The following is a 20,393-nucleotide window of genomic DNA, read 5'->3' as shown; positions in this document are numbered from 1 at the left end:
GGACAAGGTCGGCGATCACAACACGGTCGTCGATCGGGACACGGCCCGAGCTGCCGACCAGGCCGACGCCGCGCACACGGCCGGTGCTGCCCACGCGGCCGGGGCCGCGGGCTCGGTCGGCGACCGGGACACCGCCACAAGCGCACCAGGCTGCCGGAGCCGCGCCGCCCACCGCCCGGGACCGGCAGGTGACGGGCCCGGAGGCCGGGGGCTGGAGGAATCCGGGCCGGTCGGGTCGTAGAACCGTTGTGGAAGGGCATGAGCCTGGCATGCGTCACCCGTATCTGCCGCCGCCGTATCCGCCCCCGCCGGAGCGGTCGGCCGAGTTGCGTCGCAGGTTCGCCGAGGAGGCGCGGTCCGAGCGGCCGGATCTGTCGGCGCTGTGCCTCCTGATCGGCGCCGAGGGTGACGGCACGCTGGACGAGGCGGGGATCGACGCCGCCCAGCTGGAGCTGGACCGGCTCGCGGGCGAGCTGCCGTACCGCCCCGGGGGGCCGCGCGCGTGGGCGGAGGCCGTACGGCGGCTGCTCGGGGAGCGCTACGACTTCCACGGGACGCCCGGCGACTACCAGCGGCTGGAGTCCTCCCTGCTGCACGAGGTGCTGCGGCGGCGGCGCGGGCTGCCGATCCTGCTGTCGGTGGTGTGGCTGGAGGTCGCGCGGCGGGCAGGGGCTCCGGTGTACGGGGTCGCGCTGCCGGGGCACTTCGTGGTCGGCTTCGGGGCGGCGGAGGAACAGGTGCTGGCGGATCCGTTCGAGGGCGGGCGGGTGCTGACCGGGGCCGACGCGGAGATGCTCGTGGTGGGGGCCACGGGGACGCCGCTGGACGCCTCGATGCTGGAGCCCGCGGCGCCGCTGGAGGTCGTCCAGCGGATCCTGAACAACATCCGCGCGTGGGCCGCCGCCCGGCCGGAGCGGTCGGACGTGGCGCTGTGGGCCGTGGAGCTGGCCCTGCTGGTGCCCGCGCATCCGGCTCGGCTGCGCTACGAGCGCGGGCAACTTCTCGTGCAGCGCGGGGAGTTCGCGTCCGGCGCGGAAGAGCTGGAGTATTACGCCGAGTTGATCGAGGTGGTGGACGATTCGGCCGCGCGCAAGGTGCGGGAGCAGGCGCACACCGCTCGCGCGATGCTCAACTGAATCCTCAGAGCCACCCCTTCTCCCGCGCGATCCGTACCGCCTCCGCCCTGTTCCGCACCGCGAGCTTCTGGATGGCCGTGGAGAGGTAGTTGCGGACCGTGCCCTGGGAGAGGTGGAGGGCCTTGGCCAGTTCGGCGTTGGTGGAGCCGTCGGCGGCCGCGCGGAGCACCTCGCGTTCGCGCTCGGTGAGCGGGTTGGCGCCTTCGGCGAGCGCGGCGGCGGCGAGCGTGGGGTCGATGACCCGCTCGCCGGACAGCACCTTGCGGATCGCCTCGGCGAGCTGGGCGGCCGGGGCGTCCTTGACGAGGAAGGCGTCGGCGCCCGCCTCCATGGCGCTGCGCAGATAGCCGGGGCGCCCGAAGGTCGTGAGGACGACCAGCTTGACCTGCGGGAACTCCCGGTGGACCTGGGCGGCCGCCTCGATGCCGGTGCAGCCGGGCATCTCGATGTCGAGCAGCGCCACGTCCACGCCGTGCGCGCCGACGGCGGCCAGCACCTGGTCCCCGCGCGCGACCTGGGCGACGACCTCGATGTCCTCCTCCAGCCCGAGCAGCGCGGCCAGGGCCTCGCGGACCATCGACTGGTCCTCGGCCAGCAGGACCTTGATCGTGCTCGTCATGTCCCGGATCCTACGTCCCCCCGGGGAGCCGACGGGACACGGGCGACCAGCCTGAACCCGTGCTTGATCCGGCCCGCCTCCAGGGCGCCGCCGGCCTTCTCCAACCGCTCGGTGAGACCGATCAGGCCGTTGCCGGGCCCGCTGCCGTTGCCGCCGGATCCGTTGTCCTCGACGGAGAGTTCGAGCACCGCGCCGTCCAGGGTCTGGCGGTGGGTGAGCTGGACGAGGCACTTGTCGGCGCCGCTGTGCCGGACCACGTTGGTGATCGCCTCGCGCAGCCCCCAGGCGAGCGCGGACTCGGACACCTCGGGGACGCCGTCGAGGTCGGGCTCGGCGGGCACCTCGGCGCTGACACCGGCGGCGGTCAGGGCGACCTGGGCGCCGGCGAGCTCGGCGGCGAGCCGGGGTCGCCGGTAGCCGGTGACGGCCTCCCGGACGTCGACCAGGGCCTGCCGGCTGACCTGCTCGATGTCGGCGACCTGCTGGGCCGCCTTGTCCGGCTGGCCGGGCAGCATCCGCCCGGCCAGCTCGCTCTTCAGCGTGATCAGGGAGAGCGAGTGGCCGAGCAGATCGTGCAGGTCACGGGCGAGCCGCAGCCGCTCCTCGTTGGCGGCGAGCTGGGCGACGGTGGCCCGGGCCTTGCGCAACTCGACGGTCGTACGGACGAGTTGGCCGACACCGACCATCGCGAAGCCGATGAGCACGACGAGCACCAGGCTGTCGTCCGGTTTCTGGTCCCAGTGCCGGCCGACGAGGTACGTCACCACGCCCGTCGACGGGATCGCCCAGTAGGTGGCCCGGACCGGCAGGGTGGCCCCGCAGGCGACCGAGAGGTAGACGAACAGGCCGAGCCAGGCGGGGCCGAGGGTGTAGGCCAGGAGGGGGGCGAGGACGGCGAGGACCGAGAGCATCGAGACGACGACCCGCGGCGAGAAGGGCCGCCCCATGTTCCGGAAGACCAGCGACAGGTAGGTGACGACGAAGGCGGTCAGGCCGAGCGCGCCGGCCACCGTGCCGCCCGTGGTGTGCCGGCCGCTGGTCAGATCGTGGACCGGGGAGCCGAGAAAGATCAGCCAGACCCCGATCCACAGCGTCCTGACCATGAGCTCGCGCCGGTTGCGCGACCCCTGGCCGATCCGCACCTGGTGCCGCTGGCGCTGCTCGCAGGCCTGCGGGTCTTCCGTCATCGTGCTCACGCCTTCAGCGTGTCCTTCCGGTACAGCCAGGCCGCGCCGCCCGCGAAGAGGACGAAGTAGACGGCGAGGATGGCGATGTCCGTCGCGTGCGGGGCCTGGCTCTGCTCGATCGCCCGCCCCAGTGCAGCGTACGCGTGCGTGGGCAGCCACTTCGCGATGTCCTGCAGGACCTGCGGGAACGTGGTGGACGGCATCCACAGGCCGCCGAGGATCGACAGGCCGAAGTAGATGATCATCGTGATCGGGCGGACCGCGTCACCGGAGGCGACATAGCCGATGGCGACGCCGAGCGCGGCGAAGACCAGGCTGCCGGCCCAGATGACCCCGGTGAGGGCCAGCCACTGCCAGGCGTCCAGGTGGACGTGCTTGATCGCGGCCGCGGCCAGGAACACCACGATGATCGACGGCAGGCTCACCACGGCGGCGCTTGCGGTCTTGGCGAGGACATAGCCGCGCCCGGGCAGCGGGGTCAGCCGCAGCTGCCGTACCCAGCCGTTCTCGCGCTCCTTGGCGATGCGCTCGCTGTTGCCCATCAGGACGGCGGTCAGGGCGCCGAAGGAGGCCATGGAGACCATCAGGTACGTGGCGACGGTCAGGCCGGTGCCGTCGACCTTCTCGTTCGAGCCGGAGCTGCTGGAGAAGATCAGGAAGAGGATCGCGGGGTAGAGCACCGAGAAGAACAGGAACTTCTTGTTGCGCAGGGCGCGCGCCAGTTCGAGCTTGATCAGGGCGTTCATGACTGCTTGGCCTCCTCGGCCTCCGTGATGGCGACGAAGGCCTGCTCCAGGCCGAGACCGGCGACTTCGAGGTTGCGGGGGTAGACACCGAGGCCGTACAGGGCGTGCACGGTGGCGTCGGCGTCGGACGACTGGATGCGCACCGTCTGGCCCGACACGTCGATGGAGGTCAGGAACGGCAGGGCGCGCAGGGCGGTCTCGTCGATCTCGCCCTCCAGGTCGAAGGCGACCCGGCGGGCGCCCGCCTTGGCCTTGATCTCGGCGGCGGTGCCGTCGGCGAGGAGCCGGCCGCGGTGCAGCACGAGCACGCGGTCCGCGATCGCGTCGGCCTCTTCGAGGTAGTGGGTCGCGAAGAGGACCGTACGGCCCTGGTCGGCCTGCTCGCGCATGGTGGCCCAGAAGGCCTGGCGGGCGGAGACGTCCATGCCGGTGGTCGGCTCGTCCAGGATGATCAGGTCGCTGTCGCCGGCGGTGGCGAGGGCGAAGCGGACGCGCTGCGCCTGGCCGCCGGAGAGCTTGTTGACCTTGCGGTCGGCGATCTGCGTGATGCCCGCGCGGGCCATCACGTCCGCGGCCTTGTACGGCTTCGGGTGCAGCGAGCAGCCCAGCTTGACCAGTTCCTCGACGGTGACCTCGTCCATCAGGCCGCCGCTCTGCAGCATCGCCCCGACCCGCCCGGCGACGATCGCCTCGCGCGGGGTGCCGCCGAAGAGGCTCACGGTGCCGCCGTCGGGCTGCTTGAGGCCGAGGAGCAGATCGAGGGTGGTGGACTTGCCGGCCCCGTTCGGGCCGAGGAGGGCGACGGTCTCGCCGGGGTAGAGCCGGAGCGAGAGGCCGTCGACGGCCCGCACGCTCCCGTACGTCTTGGTCACCTGGTCGAAGCCGACCACCGGGGTGGTGGCCGGTGCCGCAGTTGTCGTCATGGCATCCATGCTCGCGGCGACGGCCGGGTGCGGGGCAGTGTCGGGGATCCCGAGTGGCGGATGACAGATGTCATACGGATCGGGTGACGGGCATGGCCAAGGGGGCGCCCGCCGAACGCCGGACGCCCCCTTGTGCGGCTGGTCTAGCTGGGGTTGGTGGAGATGACCGCGACCCGGTTGGTCCTGCTGATCAGCGCCTGGCGCAGGGCGACGTACACGTCCTGCGGAGTGACCGGCGTCTTCTTGCCGTTGGCGCGGGTGATGAGCACACCGTCGAAGGCCTTGCCGTACAGCTGCTTCAGGGCGGCCAGGTCGGGCTTGTCGACCAGCTTGCCGTCGACTGCCGTCACCCGGAGGAACTTCCACAGCGAGTTCTGCGGGCTCATCAGGACCACGTGCGTCGCGTCGGTCTTCACGACCACGTTGGCCGACATCGCCGGCTGCGCGAACAGCTTCATCTCCTGGTCGACCGCCGCGTTCGACACCGTCGGCTGACTGGTGGTCGTCGGGACCGTGATCGGCGTCGGCGTGCCCGTCTCCACCAGGGTGCGGTAGGCCTGTTCGACCGCCCGGGTGGACTGGGCGGCGTCGATGGCCTTGCCCGCCTTGCCGTATACGGCGACCGCCTTGCCCGGCTTGAAGTCGATACCGCCCTCGACGACCGAGCCGGAGCCGCCGCCGGCCTGCTGGAGCGCGGCCTGGAGCTTCTCCTCGTCCACCGGCATCTCGGGCTCGATCACCCGCTTCTGCCCGAAGAGCGAGCCGATGACGTGGACCGGGTTGTAGTCGCTGGTCGCGGCCTTGCTCACGGTGGCCTGGAAGTCGAACTGGAGACCGGCGTTCTCCGGCGTGAGGGTGACCGTCCGGCCGCCGACGGAGAGCTTCAGCGGCTTGTTCACCCGGCTGCCGAAGGCGTCGTCGAGCTGCTTGACGGCGTCGTCACGAGTGCCGCCGCCGATGTCCACGCCGAGGACCGTGGTGCCCTTGGGCACGTCGGTGTGGTTCATCAGCAGTCCGGCGCCGTAGGCACCGCCCGCGACGACGACCACGCCGACGCCGAGCAGCACCAGCTTGCTGCGGCCCTTCTTCTTCGGCTTGGCCTGCGCCTTGGGGGCGGGGGCCGACGCCGGCTTCGCCTGCGTCTGCCCGGCCGGACCGTCGGCGGAGAACGGGGAGCCGGCGGCCCCGGGGACCACCGGGATACCGCTGGTGACGGTGTGTCCGGAGACGTTGTCGACCGGCCGGTAGCCGGGCGTGCCCGTTTCGGGGGCCGGCTTCTGCGGGGTGAGGATCGCGGTGTCGTCGCTGAGTCCGCCGCCCGGGCCGAGACCGACGGGACCGGCGCCGCCGGCCGGGGCGCCGGGTCCGGCGGGGCCGCCCGGGACGGCGAGCCCTTCGAGGTCGGCGAGGTCGGCGAGGGCGCTGCGCGGGGGCTGGGGAGCCTGGGTGTGCCGACCGCCGGGACCGTCGTAACCGCCCATGCCGGACCGGGCGTCGAAGGGTTCGCCGGCCGACGGGACGAGGGGGCCGTCACCGGTGACCGGGCCGCTGGTGGGGCCGGCCGGGCCCTGGGGGCCGCCCGGGCCGCCGTGGCCGTTCGGGCCGTTGAAGCCGCTGGGACCACCGGGGCCGCCGGGGCCGCCCGTTCCGCTCGGGGCGGCCGGGCCGCCGAAGCCGTCGTGGCCGCTCGCACCGGTGCCGGGGAAGCCGCTGCTGCCGTGTGCACCCGGGGTGCCGAAGTCCTCGGGGCCGCTGGCACCGGCCGTGCCCGTGCCGCCGAGACCGTCCCCGCCGCCGTTCTCCGCGAAGTACGGCAGGTTGTCTCGGCGCGGTTCGCCGCCGGACGCGCCGGGGCGGGAGCCGTTGCCCGCGGCGTTCAGTGCCTCGGTCACGTCGAAGGAGCCGGTGCCGCCGCCGTGTCCGGGGGCGACGGGGCCGCCGGTGGCACCGGGCAGGCCCTTGCCCTTGCCGGCGCCGGGGCGGGAGGCGCCCGGGACGCTCATGGAGCCGACCACACCGCCCGGGCGGCCGCCGGGGCGTGCGCCGGTGGTACCGGACGCCCCGGTTGCTCCCGGACCACCTGGACGGGTGCCCGACGCGCCGGGGGCGGTGGTGGAAACTCCGGGCGTTCCGGCCCCGTTCGTGCCGCCGCCGGCCGGACCGGCCTTGCCGGCGGAGGACTTGCGGGGCGCGAACCAGTCGCTGGTCTTCTCCTCGGCCTGGGCCGCGGGCTCGGCGGGGGGCTCGGCGGCGGAGGTGGCCGTCCGGTCGGCCGCGGGACGCGGCTCGCGGGCAGGCGCCTCGTCCCCGGCGCCTTCGGCGTCCCCGACGGGCTTGCGCACGACGACCGGCGGGATGGGCCGGGAACCGGGGATGTTGATCCGGATCCGGGTCGTCAGCGTGGTCTCGGTCTTCTTCTCCTCCGGGCGCGTGGCCGAACGACCGGCGTCCGTACCGTCGTCGGAAGCCATGGGGGTCCCGTACGGCGGCGTGCCGGAAGGGTATGCGGCACCGCCGCGCCCGTTGGGCCCGGAGGACGGAGTGTCAGTTTCACGACTCAAGGCAGGTTCTCCCAGTTGGCTTCGCCGCCCGTTTCGACCTCAACTAGCTCGGGCGGCTCGGCGGCGCGCACCACCATACTGGCCACTTCTGGCGCTTATCCCATGACCGCCGAGGAAACCCACACCGGACTCGCACCTGCGCCGCACGGCGAAGTGGTACGTCACTTGCCAAGTCGGGCGGGACCGCCCCGAGGTTGCCGCCCGGCGCCAAGGGTGGCACAGATCACAGCGACGGCCATACCGCCGAGCAGGAAGAGATAGGAGCCGAGTCCCGCGCCGAACAGGAAGTCGCCCTCGGGGCGTGAGGTGGTGAGCAGGATGACGGTGATGATCCAGCCCGCCACCGGGGCGACCGCCCCGCCCCGGCCGCCCGTGGCGTACGCCCCGCCGAGGAACAGCCCGGCCGCGCCCGCGAGAGCGAGCAGCAGCCCGCCGGGGAACCAGGCGGCTTGGAGCAGGGAACCGGCGAGGCCGATGACGGCGCCGAGCAGGAAGAGTCCGACATAGGCGGCGATCCGCCCCGCCGAGGGCCGCTGCAGCGGCTGGGCGAGCAGCGGGCCCTGTCCGTTGCTGCTCATGCCGCCGCCTCCTCGATGCCCGCGAACAGGTCGGTCTCCCCGGGGCGGCCCGCGCCGCGCACCAACTCGTAGTACTCGGTGGTGAACAGCGGCTGGGCCAGTTCGTTGGAGAGCGCGAAGTAGGGCTCGGCCACCTCGATCTGGGTGACGTGGGCGCGCATCGCGGCGGCCTTGGCGGCGGCGTGGGCGGACCCGTCGACGACGGTGGTGATCCGCTCGTCGTCCACCACACCGGGTACGTCGGCGACGGTGGCGCTCTTCTCGAAGGGCAGCACGGCCAGCTCGTCCTGGAGCCGGGCGAAGGCGTCCTCGGCGACCGAGCGCGGGACGCGGTTCCAGTAGACCTTGGCGATGCGGTGGCCGCGCTCGGCCGCGAGCTCGACGGCCCGCATGGCGACGCGGTGGGCCTGGATGTGGTCCGGGTGGCCGTAGCCGCCGTTGTCGTCATAGGTGACGAGGACCTGGGGCCGCACCTCGAGGATCACGTCGGCCAGATACCCGGCGGCCTCGTCCACGTCGGCCTGCCAGAAGCATCCGGGGTCGTCATTGTCCGGAATGCCCATCATTCCGGAGTCGCCGTACCGCCCCGCGCCGCCGAGCAGCCGAGCGTCGCCCACGCCCAGCGCGCGGGTGGCGGCGGCCAGCTCCCCGCGCCGGTGCGCGCCCAGCGCCGGGCCGGTCAGGTGCCGAAGCTCCGGCGGGATGACCTCACCCCGCTCGCCGAGGGTGCAGGTGACCAGGGTCACATGCACACCCTCGGCCGCGTACCTGGCCATGGTGGCGCCGTTGTTGATCGACTCGTCGTCCGGATGCGCATGCACCAGGAGAAGACGCCGGGCGGGGAGTTCCGTCATGGGTCCACCCTACGAGGAGGGGGGCGCCTTGGGGGGTCGCCGGGGTGGGGCGGCGCGGGGAGTCACACCCCGTCTCAGAACTTGATGCTGCTGATCATGCTGGCGACGTTGGTCGTCAACTGGCTGATCGTGGGGGCGACGGTCGAGGAGGCGAGATAGAAGCCGAGCAGGACGCAGACCACCGCGTGGCCGCCCTTCAGCCCTGACTTCTTGATCAGCAGGAAGACGATGATCGCCAGCAGCACCACCGCCGAAATCGAGAGTGCCACGGCGGCTCACCTCCAAAGATCGTCAGATCTAGATCAGTTGAGCAAATCCATGCAGACGCCAGCAGGTTCATACCCACACAGCGGTAGTGATCATAACTATCCGTGCTCGCGCATCGCGCGGCGCACGGCCGCACAAGGGGGCGCATGGCCAATATGGTCGGGGTATGACGACCGAGTCTGACTCCTTCCCCCGTCGGTACGCCCGCACCCAGCGGTTCACGCTCGGCGCGCCGCGTGCGTTCACGGTGGCACCCGACGGTGCGCGTGTCGCGTTCCTGCGCTCCGGCTCCGGCACCGACCGGGCCAACTCCCTTTGGGTCATGGACCTTCCGGACCGCGCAGAGCGTCTGGCGGCCGATCCCGGCGCCCTCCTCGGCGGCGCCTCCGAAGAGCTCTCGGCCGAGGAGCGGGCGCGCCGCGAGCGCAGCCGGGAGGGCGGTGCCGGCATCGTCGGCTATGCCACCGACACGGCCGTGGAGTTGGCGGCTTTCGCCTTGTCGGGGCGGCTTTTCGCGGCCGAGCTGCGGGCCGGTACCGCACGGGAGCTCCGGGTCCCGGGACCGGTGATCGACCCTCGGCCCTCCCCCGACGGCCGGCACATCGCGTATGTCGCGCAGGGCGCGCTGCGGGTGGTGGGCGCCGAGGGCGAGGGCGACCGGGCGCTCGCCGAGCCGGAGCCCACGGACGGACCGGGACGGGTCACGTACGGGCTCGCCGAGTTCATCGCGGCCGAGGAAATGGGCCGTTCGCGGGGATTCTGGTGGGCGCCCGACGGGCGCCGGCTGCTCGTGGCGCGCGTGGACGACACGCCGGTGAAGCGGTGGTGGATCGCGGACCCGGCCCACCCGGAACGTGAGCCGATCGGCATCGCGTACCCGGCCGCGGGCACACCGAACGCGGACGTACGGCTGTTCCTGATCGGGCTCGACGGGGAGCGCACGGAGGTCGCGTGGGACCGGTCCCGCTATCCGTATCTTGCCCGTGTGCACTGGTCAGCGGCGGGTGCGCCGCTGTTGCTGGTGCAGGCGCGGGACCAGCGCAGCCAGCTGTTCCTGGCGGTGGACCCGGAGACGGGGGCCACCCGGATGGTGCACGCCGATGAAGATCCAAGTTGGCTGGAACTTTTCCCTGGAGTGCCCTGCTGGAGCCCGTCCGGGCAGCTTGTCCGGATCGCGGACGAGGGCGGCGCACGAGTGCTGACGGTCGGCGAACGGCCGTTGACCAGCGCTCAGCTGCACGTCCGGGCGGTGCTGGACGTGGGCGACGACGACGTGCTGGTTTCCGCCTCGGCGGGCACGGAGGCGCAGGCGCCGGAGACCGGCGAGGTCCATGTGTACCGGGTGAACGAGCTGGGCGTGGAGCGCGTGTCGCAGGAGCCCGGGGTGCACTCGGCGGTGCGCGTCGGCGGTGTGACCGTGCTGGTGTCCGCGACGCCGGACACTCCCGGCTCCCGTGTCCAGGTACTGCGTGACGGAAAACCGGCGGCGACCGTCCCCTCGTACGCCGAAAGTCCCGGTTTCTCCCCACGGGTGACGCTGACCCAGGGGGGCGCACGCCGAATTCCGTGCGCCGTGCTTATGCCGCGGGACTACCACGGTGACACTCCCCTGCCCGTCCTCATGGACCCCTACGGCGGCCCGCACGGCCAGCGGGTGCTCGCCGCGCACAACGCCCACCTCACCTCCCAGTGGTTCGCCGACCAGGGCTTCGCGGTGGTCGTGGCGGACGGGCGGGGCACTCCGGGGCACTCGCCGACCTGGGAGAAGGCGGTCCGGGACGAGCTGGCGGCCGTCGTACTCCAGGACCAGGTGGACGCGCTGCACGCGCTCGCCGGTGAGTTCCCGCTGGACCTCGACCGGGTGGGCATCCGCGGCTGGTCCTTCGGCGGCTATCTGGCGGCACTGGCGGTGCTGCGCCGCCCGGACGTCTTCCACGCGGCGGTCGTCGGCGCCCCGGTCACCGATCTGCGGCTGTACGACACCCACTACCAGGAGCGCTATCTGGGCCTGCCGGGCGAGCAGCCGGAGGTCTACAGCCGCAACTCGGTGATCGACGACGCGGGCCTGGTCGGCCCGGCCGAGCCGCACCGCCCGATGATGATCATTCACGGGCTTGCGGATGACAACGTCGTCGTCGCCCATTCCCTGCGGCTGTCCTCCGCCCTCCTCGCCGCCGGCCGCCCGCACGAGGTCCTGCCGCTGTCCGGGGTGACGCACATGACCCCGCAGGAGACCGTCGCGGAGAACCTGCTGCTGCTCCAGCTGGACTTCCTCCGGCGTTCGCTGCCCCAGCAGGGAAAATGACCGTGAACTGCGTTAACACGCAGGCAACTTCACGGAATCGGTACCGATATACGGACGCGGCACGCTGATCAGCGTACGGCCGTGCGGGTGCCGTAAGCGGGCCGGGGTGCGCCATGTCATCCCGGCCCGCTGCCGTACGCGTACCCCTACGAGTCCTCCGCCGGCACCACCCGCTTCTCCTCCGCGAAGTGGCAAGCCGAGGCGTGGGCCGCCGGGCCGGAGGTGTCGCGGAAGACGGCCGGTACCGCCAGGGCCGGCACCTCCCGGACGCAGCGCTCCTGCGCCTTCCAGCAGCGGGTGCGGAAGCGGCATCCGGAGGGGATGTTCGTCGGCGAGGGCACGTCTCCGCTGAGGATGATCTGCTCGCGCTGTTCCCGGGCCGTGGGATCCGGTACCGGGACCGCCGAGAGCAGGGCCTGGGTGTAGGGATGCGTGGGGTGCTCGTAGATCTCGGCGTCCTGGCCGATCTCCACGATCCGCCCGAGGTACATCACCCCCACCCGGTCGGAGATGTGCCGGACGATGGACAGGTCGTGCGCGATGAAGACATAGGAGAGGTCGAACTCCGACTGGAGGCGGTCCAGGAGGTTGATCACCTGGGCCTGGATCGAGACGTCGAGGGCGGACACCGGCTCGTCGGCGACGATCACCTCCGGGCGTAGCGCCAACCCCCGTGCGATGCCGATGCGTTGGCGCTGGCCGCCGGAGAACTGGTGCGGATAGCGGTTGACGTACTCCGGGTCGAGGCCGACCACGTCCAGCAGTTCCTGGACCCTGCGGCGGCGGTCGCCCTTGGGCGCGGCCTCGGGGTGGATGTCGTACGGCTCCCCGATGATGTCGCCGACCGTCATACGGGGGTTGAGGGAGGTGTACGGATCCTGGAAGACCATCTGGATGTTGCGGCGTACGGCCTTCAGGGCCTTGCCGGACAGCTTGGTGATGTCCTCGCCCTTGAACCTGATGGAGCCGGCCGTGGGGCGCTCCAGGTTGCAGAGCAGCTTGGCGACCGTGGACTTGCCGCAGCCCGACTCGCCGACGATACCGAGGGTTTCGCCCTTGCCGAGGGTGAAGTCGACGCCGTCGACGGCCTTCACCGCGCCGATCTGCTTCTTGAAGAGGATGCCCCGGGTGAGGGGGTAGTGCTTGACCAGCCCGATCACTTCGAGGATGGGCTCAGTGGTCGAGGTCGTCGACGTCATCGAGGCACTCCCTCCAGAAGTGGCAGGCGCTGCCGCGGGTTCCGGACACCTCGTACAGCGGGGGTTCGTCGGTGCGGCAGACCTCCCGCGCCATCGGGCAGCGCGGGTGGAAGGAGCAGCCCGGCGGGATGTGCATCAGGTTCGGCGGCAGGCCCTTGATGGCATACAGCTGCTGTCCCTTCTGGTCCAGGCGCGGGATGGAGTCCAGCAGGCCGCGGGTGTAGGGGTGGGCCGGCGCCTTGTAGATGTCGCGGACGGGCGCGGACTCGACGATCTTCCCGGCGTACATGACCGCGATCCGGTCGGCCACGTCCGCGACCACCCCCAGATCATGGGTGATCAGGATCAGCCCCATGTGGTACTCGCGCTGCAGCTCCGCGAGCAGGTCCATGACCTGGGCCTGGACGGTGACGTCCAACGCCGTCGTCGGTTCGTCGGCGATGATGAGCGCCGGTTCCAGAGCCAGCGCCATGGCGATCATGATGCGCTGGCGCATACCGCCGGAGAACTGGTGGGGATAGTCCCGCACCCGCTGGGCCGCGGCCGGGATGCGCACCCGCTCCATCAGCTCGACCGCCTTGCGCCGCGCGTCCTTCTTGGACATCCCGCGGTGCACGACGAACATCTCGCCGAGCTGGTCCCCCACGGAGAGCACCGGGTTGAGCGCCGACAGCGCGTCCTGGAAGATCATCGCCATTTCGGCGCCGCGGATCCTCCTGCGCTCCTCTTCTTTCAGGGTGAGCAGATCCCGCCCCTGGAACAGGATCCGACCGCCCGTGACCTTGCCCGGTGGAGTGTCGAGGATCCCCATCACGGCCTGCGCGGTCACGGACTTGCCCGACCCCGACTCGCCGAGCACGGCCAGGGTCTCCCCCGCGTCCACCTCGCAACTCACCCCGTTGACGGCATGCGCGATGCCGTCCCGGGTCCGGAACTCCACCCGCAGATCCCGCACTTCGAGCAGCGCGCCGCCATCGCCTCGCACGGCCGTCACCTCAACTTCGGATCGAGGGCGTCGCGGACCGCGTCGCCGAGCATGATGAAGGCCAGGACCGTGATGGCCAGGGCGCCCGAGGGCCACAGGAGGGCGTGGGGGGCGTTGCGGATGTAGGGGGAGGCGGCGGAGATGTCGATGCCCCAGGAGACGCTGGGCGGTTTCAGGCCCACGCCGAGGTACGACAGGGTCGCCTCCAGCGCGATGTAGGTGCCCAGTGCGATGGTCGCCACCACGATCACCGGGGCCACGGCGTTCGGGGCGATGTGGCGCAGCAGGATGCGGGAGTCGGAGGCGCCGAGGGCGCGGGCGGCCTGGACGTAGTCGTTCTGCTTGGCGGTGATGACCGAGCCGCGGGCGATGCGGCCGATCTGCGGCCAGCCGAGCAGCACCATGAAGCCGATGACCGGCCAGACCGTGTTGCTGGTGACCACGGAGAGCAGGACCAGACCGCCGAGGACGACCGGGATGGCGAAGAAGATGTCGGTGATCCGGGACAGGATCGAGTCCCAGACGCCGCCGAAGTAGCCCGCCAGGGCCCCCAGGACCGACCCGAGGACGCCCACCCCGAGCGTCGCCAGCACGCCCACCGTGACGGACGTACGGGCGCCGTACACCGTGCGCGTGTAGACGTTGCAGCCCTGGCCGTCGTACCCGAAGGGCGCGCCCGGGCCCGGGCCGTCCTGGGCCTTGGCGAGGTCGCAGGTGAGCGGGCTGCCGGAGGCGATCGCCGAGGGCCAGACGGAGATGAGCACGAGGAAGAGGATCACCACGGCGGAGATCAGGAAGACCGGGTTGCGGCGCAGGTCCCGCCAGGCGTCGGACCACAGGGAGCGCGGCCTGCCCGCCGGTCCCGTGCCCTCGGGTCCCCCCGGGGTCCGCTCCAGCGTGGCGGCCTCGCTCGCGCCCAGGTCCATCGCTCCTCCCATGCCGGTCCCGGCGATCGCACCCTCGGGCTCGTACGGCTGTTCAGGCATAGCGGATCCTCGGGTCGAGTACGGCGTACAGGAGGTCGACCAGGAGGTTGGCGACGAGGAACACCAGGACGAGGACCGTCACGAAACCGACGACCGTCTGCGTGTTCTGGCGCAGGATGCCCTGGTAGAGCTGGAAGCCGACGCCGTGGATGTTGAAGATCCGCTCGGTGACGATCGCGCCGCCCATCAGCGCGCCGATGTCGGCACCGATGAAGGTGACCACGGGGATCAGCGAGTTGCGCAGCAGATGACGGACGACGACCCGGCGCCGGGGCAGGCCCTTGGCGACCGCCGTGCGGACGTAGTCGGCCCGCTTGTTCTCCGCGAGGGAGGTCCGGGTCAGCCGGGTGACGTAGGCGAGGGAGACGGAGGCGAGGACCAGGCCGGGCACGATCAGCTCGCCGAAGGTCGCGTACGCCGAGACGGACGGCCTGATCCAGCCCCACTGGACGCCGAGCAGCAGCTGGAGCAGCAGACCGGTGACGAAGGTGGGTACGGAGATCACCACCAGGGTGGCCAGCAGCACCCCGGTGTCGACGGGCCGGCCGCGCCGCATGCCCGTGAGCACGCCCAGTGTCACACCGACGACGATCTCGAAGAGGATGGCGACGATCGTGAGCCGGATGGTGACGGGGAACGCCGTTCCCATCAGCTCGGTGACCTTCTGGCCGTTGAACGCCGTACCGAAGTCTCCGGTGAAGACGTTCCCCATGTAGGCGAGGTACTGCTGCCAGAGCGGCTTGTCCAAGCCGAACTCCCGCTTGAGCTGGGCGGCCGTCGCGGGATCGCAGGCCCGCTCGCCGCACAGGCCGGCGATGGGGTCGCCCATCACGTTGACCATGAGGAAGATCAGCAGGGTGGACCCGATGAACACGGGGATCATCTGGAGCAGCCGCCGCGCGACATAGCGCCCCATGGGGATCAGCCCACCTTGATCTCGTTGTAGACCGGCACGCTGAAGGGGTTGAGCGCCACGTGGGAGAGCCTTGAGGTGTATCCGGCGCTGCCGTTCTGGTACCAGAGCGGGATGGCCGCCATGTTGTCGCGGACGACCTCCTCGGCCCGCTGGAACAGCCGGACGGCCGCGGCCTGCCCGGTCTCGGCGTTGGCCCGGTCGACGAGGCGGTCGAACTGCCCGTTGGACCACTTGCCGTCGTTGGAGGAGGCGCCCGTGTAGTACAGCGGCTGCAGGAAGTTCTGGATCAACGGGTAGTCCATCTGCCAGCCGGCCCGGAAGGGGCCGGTCATCTTGTGCTGCCCGATCTGGTTGCGGAAGTCGGCGAAGGTGCCGACGGGGTTGCCCACGCAGGCCTTGTTGTTGCCGAGGGCGTTGTTGACGGAGTTGCACACGGCGTCCACCCATTGCTTGTGCGAGCCGCTGTCCGCGTTATAGGTGATCTTCAGCTGGCCGCCGGGGATCCCGCCGCCCTCCTGGATGAGCTTCCTGGCCTGCGCGGGGTCGTAGTCGCAGGCGTGGCCGCACAGTCCGGGCTGGTAGCCGCCGGCCGTGCCGAGGACCGGGGAGGTCCAGTCGGTGGCGGGGGTGCGGGTGTTCCGGAAGATGGTCTCGGTGATCTGCTTCCGGTTGATCGCCATCGACAGGCCCGTGCGGACCTTCTGCGCCCCGGGGGTGTTCCACTTCGGGTCGTAGTACGGGAAGGCCAGGGTCTGCAGGATGCCCGCCGGGGTGTTGATGTAGCGGCCGTTCAGATCGGTCTCGACGTTCTTGAGCTGGGTGGAGGGCACGTCGTCGACCAGGTCGAGGTTGCCGGCCAGCACGTCGGTGTAGGCGGTGTTGTTGTCGGTGTACACCAGGAGAGTCACGCCGACGTTCCGCGCCGGGTCCGGGCCGGGGTAGCCGTCCCACTTCTTCAGGTTCATCGCCGAGCCCCTGGTGTACGACTCGATCCGGTAGGGCCCGTCGCCCACCGGCTTCTTCAGCCAGGCGGCGTGGTCGGTGAAGAAGGTGCGGGGCAGCGGGGCGAAGGCCGCGTAGCCGAGGGTGTCGGGGAAGCTGGAGAACTTCTGGCCCAGCCGGACGGTGAAGGTGTGGTCGTCGATCACCTTCAGTCCGGACAGGGTGTCGGCGGTCTGGGCGCCGCTGTCGGGGTGGACCTTGTCGTAGCCGTCGATGTAGGCGAAGAAGTAGGCGTTCTTCTGGTTGCTCCGCAGGCTCGCCCCGTAGTTCCAGGCGTCCACGAAGGAGTGGGCGGTCACCTTCTCGCCGTCGGAGAAGGTCCAGCCGTTCTTCAGCCTGATCGTGAAGTTCTGCGAGTCCCGGGTGTCGATGGAGGCGGCGAGCCAGTTCTGGGCCTTGCCGGTCTTCGGGTCGTACTTCTTCAGGCCCCGGAAGATCATGTCGAGGACCTTGCCGCCCTGCACCTCATTGGTGTTGGCGGGCTCCAGCGGGTTCTGCGGGTCGCCCCAGGACGAGGTCAGCACCCCGGCACCGCCGAAGCCGCCGCCACCCCCGCAGGCGGTGGCCAGGAGCCCGGCGGCGATCACGCAGGCGGCCCATCGGGCGTGCCTGACACCCCGCATGGCTGCCTCCTCCGCGAGTGCAGATCCGATACCGGTCAATATCGGCCCATACGATCACACACCGCACGCCGACCGCCGGATTGAGGGCCCGCCAACGGGACACGTCAGCCGAAAGCAGGCAGCCGCCGGGAGCACCCGGACGATCTTCGGAAGGAGCGCAACAGGTCGTCGTACAACGATGCCGAAACGTTGGATTACGACGTGTCGATGTACGCATGTCGACACACCACCGTCCGCATATCGAACTCATCGCCCGATTAGTCCCATTAGCCCGATGTGAAGCACGGATTGATTACGGCGTGCTACCCGCGTAGCTACGGAATGATCAAGTACAGGTAAAGAACGCAAAGACGCAACCAAGGCGACCGAGAATTTATTGACCCTGCATGAATTGCGTTGAAAAAGTCCGGCGTAGCCCGTAGGGGAGCGCCCTGCGGAGCCTTGACCCACAAGGCACGGAGCATCATGACCACCCCCGCATCCCCTTCCCCGGCCGCCGCACTCGAGGTGACCGAAGAAGACAGCGCCGCATCGGCGAAGCCCGGCAACCCGAAGGGCACCGAGAGCCGCTCTCCGGGACGGCTGGCCTGGACCCGCTTCAAGCGGGACCGGACGGGCGTCATATCCGCCTTCGTGGTGATCTTCTTCTTCGTCGTCGGCATCGCCGCTCCGCTGATCGCCAAGGTGTACGGGAAGGATCCGTACACCACGTACGGCCAGAACGACCCGAGCCTGCTGAACGACTTCGGCTTCCCGGTGAAGCCCAACGGCGGCATGAGCGGGGACTTCTGGTTCGGCATCGACCCGCAGCTGGGCCGGGACGTGTTCACGTTCCTGCTGTACGCGATCCGCAACTCCCTCATGATCGCGACCGCGACGACCGTCCTGGTGGCCCTGTTCGGTGTGGTCATCGGCATCACCGCCGGATATCTGGGCGGCAAGACGGACTACCTCGTCGGCCGGATCATCGACATCCTGCTGGCCTTCCCGCAGACCCTGTTCTTCATCGGCTTCTTCCCGGTGATGCTCACGATCCTGGTCGCGCCCGACGAGGCGACCCCGACGTGGCTCATCGTCGTCTCCCTCATCACCGTCATGACCGCGTTCGGCTGGGCACCCATCGCCCGACTGCTGCGCGGTGAGGTGCTCGCCCTGCGCGAGCGGGAGTTCGTGGAGGCGGCGAAGGTGACCGGCGCGTCCCCGGCGCGGATCATCTTCAAGGAACTGCTGCCCAACCTGTGGACGCCGATCCTCATCCAGGCGACCCTGGCCCTTCCGCTGTACGTGACGGTGGAAGCCGGTCTGGCCTTCCTCGGTGTCGGCCTCTCCGACCCGACCCCGGACTGGGGCGTCATGGTCCAGAACGCGTCCAAGTACTACCAGGACGACATCACGTACATGCTCTTCCCGGGCGTGACCATGGTGATCTTCGTCATCGCCTTCAACCTCCTCGGCGACTCCGTGCGCGACGCGCTGGATCCCAAGGCCGGGCGCTGAACCTCCCGTCCCACCTTCCGGACCGGGCGACGGGGCCCGCCGGAGAAGCTCGCATCTCTCCTCGACCAGAGCAGGAAACCATGTCCCTTTCCCGCAGAAACTTCGTCATCGCCACGTCGGTCGCGGCCGGCGGCTCCATGGTCCTCTCCGCGTGCAGCAGCGGCGGAGGTGGCGGGAACAGCGGCAGCGGCGCCCACGCCGGCACCACCAAGTACACCGGTCACGTGACCGTCGGTACGAAGGAGGACTCGACCGGCCCCGCCCCCGAGATCCCGGGTGCGAAGAAGGGCGGCAACATCATCGGTATCGGTCCGGACGACTTCTCCCACCTGGACCCGCAGCGGATCTACTTCGCCTGGAACTCCACCGTCGGCAACCTGTACATCCGCGCGCTGACCGGCTACAAGATCGCCATGGACGGCTCCATGAAGCTGGTCGGTGACCTCGCCACCGACACCGGCACCATGGCCGACGGCGGCAAGACCTGGACTTTCACCCTGAAGGACGGTCTGAAGTGGGAGGACGGCAGCGAGCTGACCGTCGAGGACGTCCGCCACGGCATCGAGCGCGGCTTCGCCAGCTTCACCACCGAGGGCGCGCAGTACGTCCAGTCCGCGCTCGTCGGCTCCAGCGACTTCCGCTCGAAGTACAAGGGTCCGTTCAGCAACAAGCACCTGGACTCCATCGTCACCGACGACAAGAAGAAGACCATCACGCTGAAGCTGAAGGTGGCCCGCCCGGACCTCAACTTCACGCTGGCGATGCACTCCTACGGCGCCGTGCCGGTCAGCCACGACTCCAAGGAGAAGTACGACAAGGACCCGGTCTCCAGCGGTCCCTACAAGATCGCCCAGCACTCGGTCGACAAGTCGCTGAAGCTGGTGCGCAACCCGCACTGGGACCCGGCGACGGACTCGATCCGCAACGCCTACCCGGACAGCTTCACCTTCCAGTTCGGCACCGAGGCCCTGCCGGCGACCGACCGCCTGATCGCCGAGAGCGGCGACGACCAGTACGCGGTCATGGCGTACAGCGGTGTCCCCGCCGAGCGTCTGCAGAAGGTCCTGGGCGACGCCCAACTGAAGCAGCGCACCATCAACGGCCTGCTCAGCGGCCTGTACTACTACGCCATCAACTGCAAGCGCATCACCGACCCGAAGGTGCGCCAGGCGCTCAACCACGCCTGGCCGCTGGAGCAGATCCGCCGTATCTACGGTGGCCAGGCGGCCGGTGACTACGCGACCTCCATCATCAGCCCGGACATCCTCGGCTACGCGCACCAGGACGTCTACGGCAAGCTGCAGAAGCCGCAGGGCGACCCGGAGAAGGCCAAGGCGCTGCTGAAGGAGGCCGGCAAGCTCGGCCAGAAGATCGTCTACACCTACCCCAAGGGCAGCAACGACGCCTACACCAAGACGGCGGTCGTCATCACCAACGCCCTGAAGGCGGCGGGCTTCGACCCGGTCGTCAAGCCGGTGGACTCCACCAGCTACTACGACCAGGTCCAGCAGATCAACAACAGCTTCGACGTGATGTGGTTCGGCTGGGCCCCGGACTGGCCGACCGGTTACACCGTCATGCAGCCGCTGTTCGACGGCGCCACGATCGCCAACGGGTCAAACAACGTCTCGCAGCTGAACGTGAGCTGGGTCAACGACGCGATCAAGAAGAACGCGGTCATCGCGGACCCGACCAAGGCCGGCGCGGCCTGGGAGGACCTGGACAAGAAGATCATGACGGAGCTGGCTCCGATCATCCCCGAAACCTTCCAGCGCCGGTTCTACCTGCACGGCTCGAAGGTCGGCGGCGCGCTGTTCGACCCGCTGTTCTCGGCGTTCGTCATGTACAAGCTGTACGTGAAGGCCTGACGCCCAAGCCAGTCCAGGGGCGGGGGGGGGGGGGGGGGGGGGGGGGGGGGGGGCCCCCCCCCCCCCCCCCCCCCCCCCCCCCAGCACACACTCCATACGCCCCTTCTCCCTCCCCCTCTGCTAACCCACAGCCACGGGCGG

General features: G+C 70.3%; 17 protein-coding genes and 1 pseudogene. 5 read left to right on the top strand and 13 right to left on the bottom strand.

Going from position 1 to position 20,393, the window contains the following annotated elements:
* Nucleotides 1-241 (top strand): annotated as a pseudogene (locus ACZ5NH_RS14425) (hypothetical protein); the annotation flags it as partial.
* A gap of 28 nt (nucleotides 242-269) precedes the next feature.
* Entirely contained in the window at nucleotides 270-1,136 is an 867-nt protein-coding gene (locus ACZ5NH_RS14420) for a transglutaminase family protein (RefSeq protein WP_468775199.1), read from the top strand.
* Between the two features lie 4 nt (nucleotides 1,137-1,140).
* On the opposite strand, the gene ACZ5NH_RS14415 is transcribed toward ACZ5NH_RS14420, so the two are convergent.
* From ACZ5NH_RS14415 to ACZ5NH_RS14380, 8 genes are all read right to left on the bottom strand, one after another.
* Nucleotides 1,141-1,755, bottom strand: coding sequence for a response regulator (locus ACZ5NH_RS14415; protein ID WP_388620448.1), 615 nt, complete (start codon nucleotides 1,753-1,755; stop codon nucleotides 1,141-1,143).
* Nucleotides 1,752-2,942, bottom strand: a complete 1,191-nt coding sequence (locus ACZ5NH_RS14410; protein WP_468775485.1) for a sensor histidine kinase — start codon at nucleotides 2,940-2,942, stop codon at nucleotides 1,752-1,754. The genes ACZ5NH_RS14415 and ACZ5NH_RS14410 overlap by 4 nt, the downstream gene beginning before the upstream one ends.
* A 5-nt stretch (nucleotides 2,943-2,947) precedes the next feature.
* Nucleotides 2,948-3,688 carry an ABC transporter permease gene (locus ACZ5NH_RS14405; RefSeq protein WP_388620446.1) on the bottom strand — a complete coding sequence of 247 codons (741 nt, stop codon included), beginning with the start codon at nucleotides 3,686-3,688 and terminating at the stop codon, nucleotides 2,948-2,950.
* Nucleotides 3,685-4,611: an ABC transporter ATP-binding protein gene (locus tag ACZ5NH_RS14400; RefSeq protein ID WP_468775197.1), complete on the bottom strand. Its 927-nt coding sequence runs from the start codon at nucleotides 4,609-4,611 to the stop codon at nucleotides 3,685-3,687. Before ACZ5NH_RS14400 ends, ACZ5NH_RS14405 begins: the two co-directional genes overlap by 4 nt.
* A gap of 143 nt (nucleotides 4,612-4,754) precedes the next feature.
* A complete protein-coding gene (locus tag ACZ5NH_RS14395; protein ID WP_468775195.1) occupies nucleotides 4,755-7,172 on the bottom strand; it encodes a hypothetical protein in 2,418 nt (805 codons plus the stop codon).
* Nucleotides 7,173-7,333: 161 nt separating this feature from the next.
* Nucleotides 7,334-7,750 carry a DUF6113 family protein gene (locus ACZ5NH_RS14390; RefSeq protein WP_388620438.1) on the bottom strand — a complete coding sequence of 139 codons (417 nt, stop codon included), beginning with the start codon at nucleotides 7,748-7,750 and terminating at the stop codon, nucleotides 7,334-7,336.
* On the bottom strand, nucleotides 7,747-8,604 hold the full coding sequence (gene mshB, locus ACZ5NH_RS14385) for an N-acetyl-1-D-myo-inositol-2-amino-2-deoxy-alpha-D-glucopyranoside deacetylase (protein WP_468775193.1): 858 nt from the start codon (nucleotides 8,602-8,604) through the stop codon (nucleotides 7,747-7,749). Before mshB ends, ACZ5NH_RS14390 begins: the two co-directional genes overlap by 4 nt.
* A 74-nt stretch (nucleotides 8,605-8,678) precedes the next feature.
* The gene (locus ACZ5NH_RS14380) at nucleotides 8,679-8,873 is read right to left on the bottom strand and encodes a hypothetical protein (protein WP_194294050.1); all 195 of its coding nucleotides are present in this window, start codon (nucleotides 8,871-8,873) and stop codon (nucleotides 8,679-8,681) included.
* A gap of 164 nt (nucleotides 8,874-9,037) precedes the next feature.
* Between ACZ5NH_RS14380 and ACZ5NH_RS14375 the strand changes: the two genes are divergently transcribed.
* Entirely contained in the window at nucleotides 9,038-11,176 is a 2,139-nt protein-coding gene (locus tag ACZ5NH_RS14375; protein ID WP_468775190.1) for a prolyl oligopeptidase family serine peptidase, read from the top strand.
* Between the two features lie 146 nt (nucleotides 11,177-11,322).
* On the opposite strand, the gene ACZ5NH_RS14370 is transcribed toward ACZ5NH_RS14375, so the two are convergent.
* From ACZ5NH_RS14370 to ACZ5NH_RS14350, 5 genes are read right to left on the bottom strand one after another with little or no spacing between them, the layout of a single operon-like run.
* On the bottom strand, nucleotides 11,323-12,375 hold the full coding sequence (locus tag ACZ5NH_RS14370) for an ABC transporter ATP-binding protein (protein WP_468775188.1): 1,053 nt from the start codon (nucleotides 12,373-12,375) through the stop codon (nucleotides 11,323-11,325).
* Nucleotides 12,350-13,360, bottom strand: coding sequence for an ABC transporter ATP-binding protein (locus tag ACZ5NH_RS14365; protein ID WP_468775186.1), 1,011 nt, complete (start codon nucleotides 13,358-13,360; stop codon nucleotides 12,350-12,352). The genes ACZ5NH_RS14370 and ACZ5NH_RS14365 overlap by 26 nt, the downstream gene beginning before the upstream one ends.
* 5 nt (nucleotides 13,361-13,365) lie before the next feature.
* Nucleotides 13,366-14,346 (bottom strand): ABC transporter permease, encoded by a 981-nt coding sequence (locus ACZ5NH_RS14360; protein ID WP_468775184.1) that lies wholly within the window; start codon nucleotides 14,344-14,346, stop codon nucleotides 13,366-13,368.
* Nucleotides 14,339-15,262 carry an ABC transporter permease gene (locus ACZ5NH_RS14355; RefSeq protein WP_468775182.1) on the bottom strand — a complete coding sequence of 308 codons (924 nt, stop codon included), beginning with the start codon at nucleotides 15,260-15,262 and terminating at the stop codon, nucleotides 14,339-14,341. Before ACZ5NH_RS14355 ends, ACZ5NH_RS14360 begins: the two co-directional genes overlap by 8 nt.
* A 5-nt stretch (nucleotides 15,263-15,267) precedes the next feature.
* A complete protein-coding gene (locus ACZ5NH_RS14350) occupies nucleotides 15,268-16,887 on the bottom strand; it encodes a peptide ABC transporter substrate-binding protein (protein WP_468775180.1) in 1,620 nt (539 codons plus the stop codon).
* 465 nt (nucleotides 16,888-17,352) lie between these two features.
* Here ACZ5NH_RS14350 and ACZ5NH_RS14345 point away from each other — a divergent pair, with 465 nt between their 5' ends.
* Entirely contained in the window at nucleotides 17,353-18,384 is a 1,032-nt protein-coding gene (locus ACZ5NH_RS14345; protein ID WP_450981751.1) for an ABC transporter permease, read from the top strand.
* Between the two features lie 80 nt (nucleotides 18,385-18,464).
* Nucleotides 18,465-20,252 (top strand): ABC transporter substrate-binding protein, encoded by a 1,788-nt coding sequence (locus ACZ5NH_RS14340; RefSeq protein WP_468775178.1) that lies wholly within the window; start codon nucleotides 18,465-18,467, stop codon nucleotides 20,250-20,252.
* The last annotated feature ends 141 nt before the right edge of the window (nucleotides 20,253-20,393 follow it).

Source organism: Streptomyces sp. NPDC031426 (genome assembly GCF_055581585.1).
This window is presented reverse-complemented; position numbering and strand designations above follow the sequence as displayed.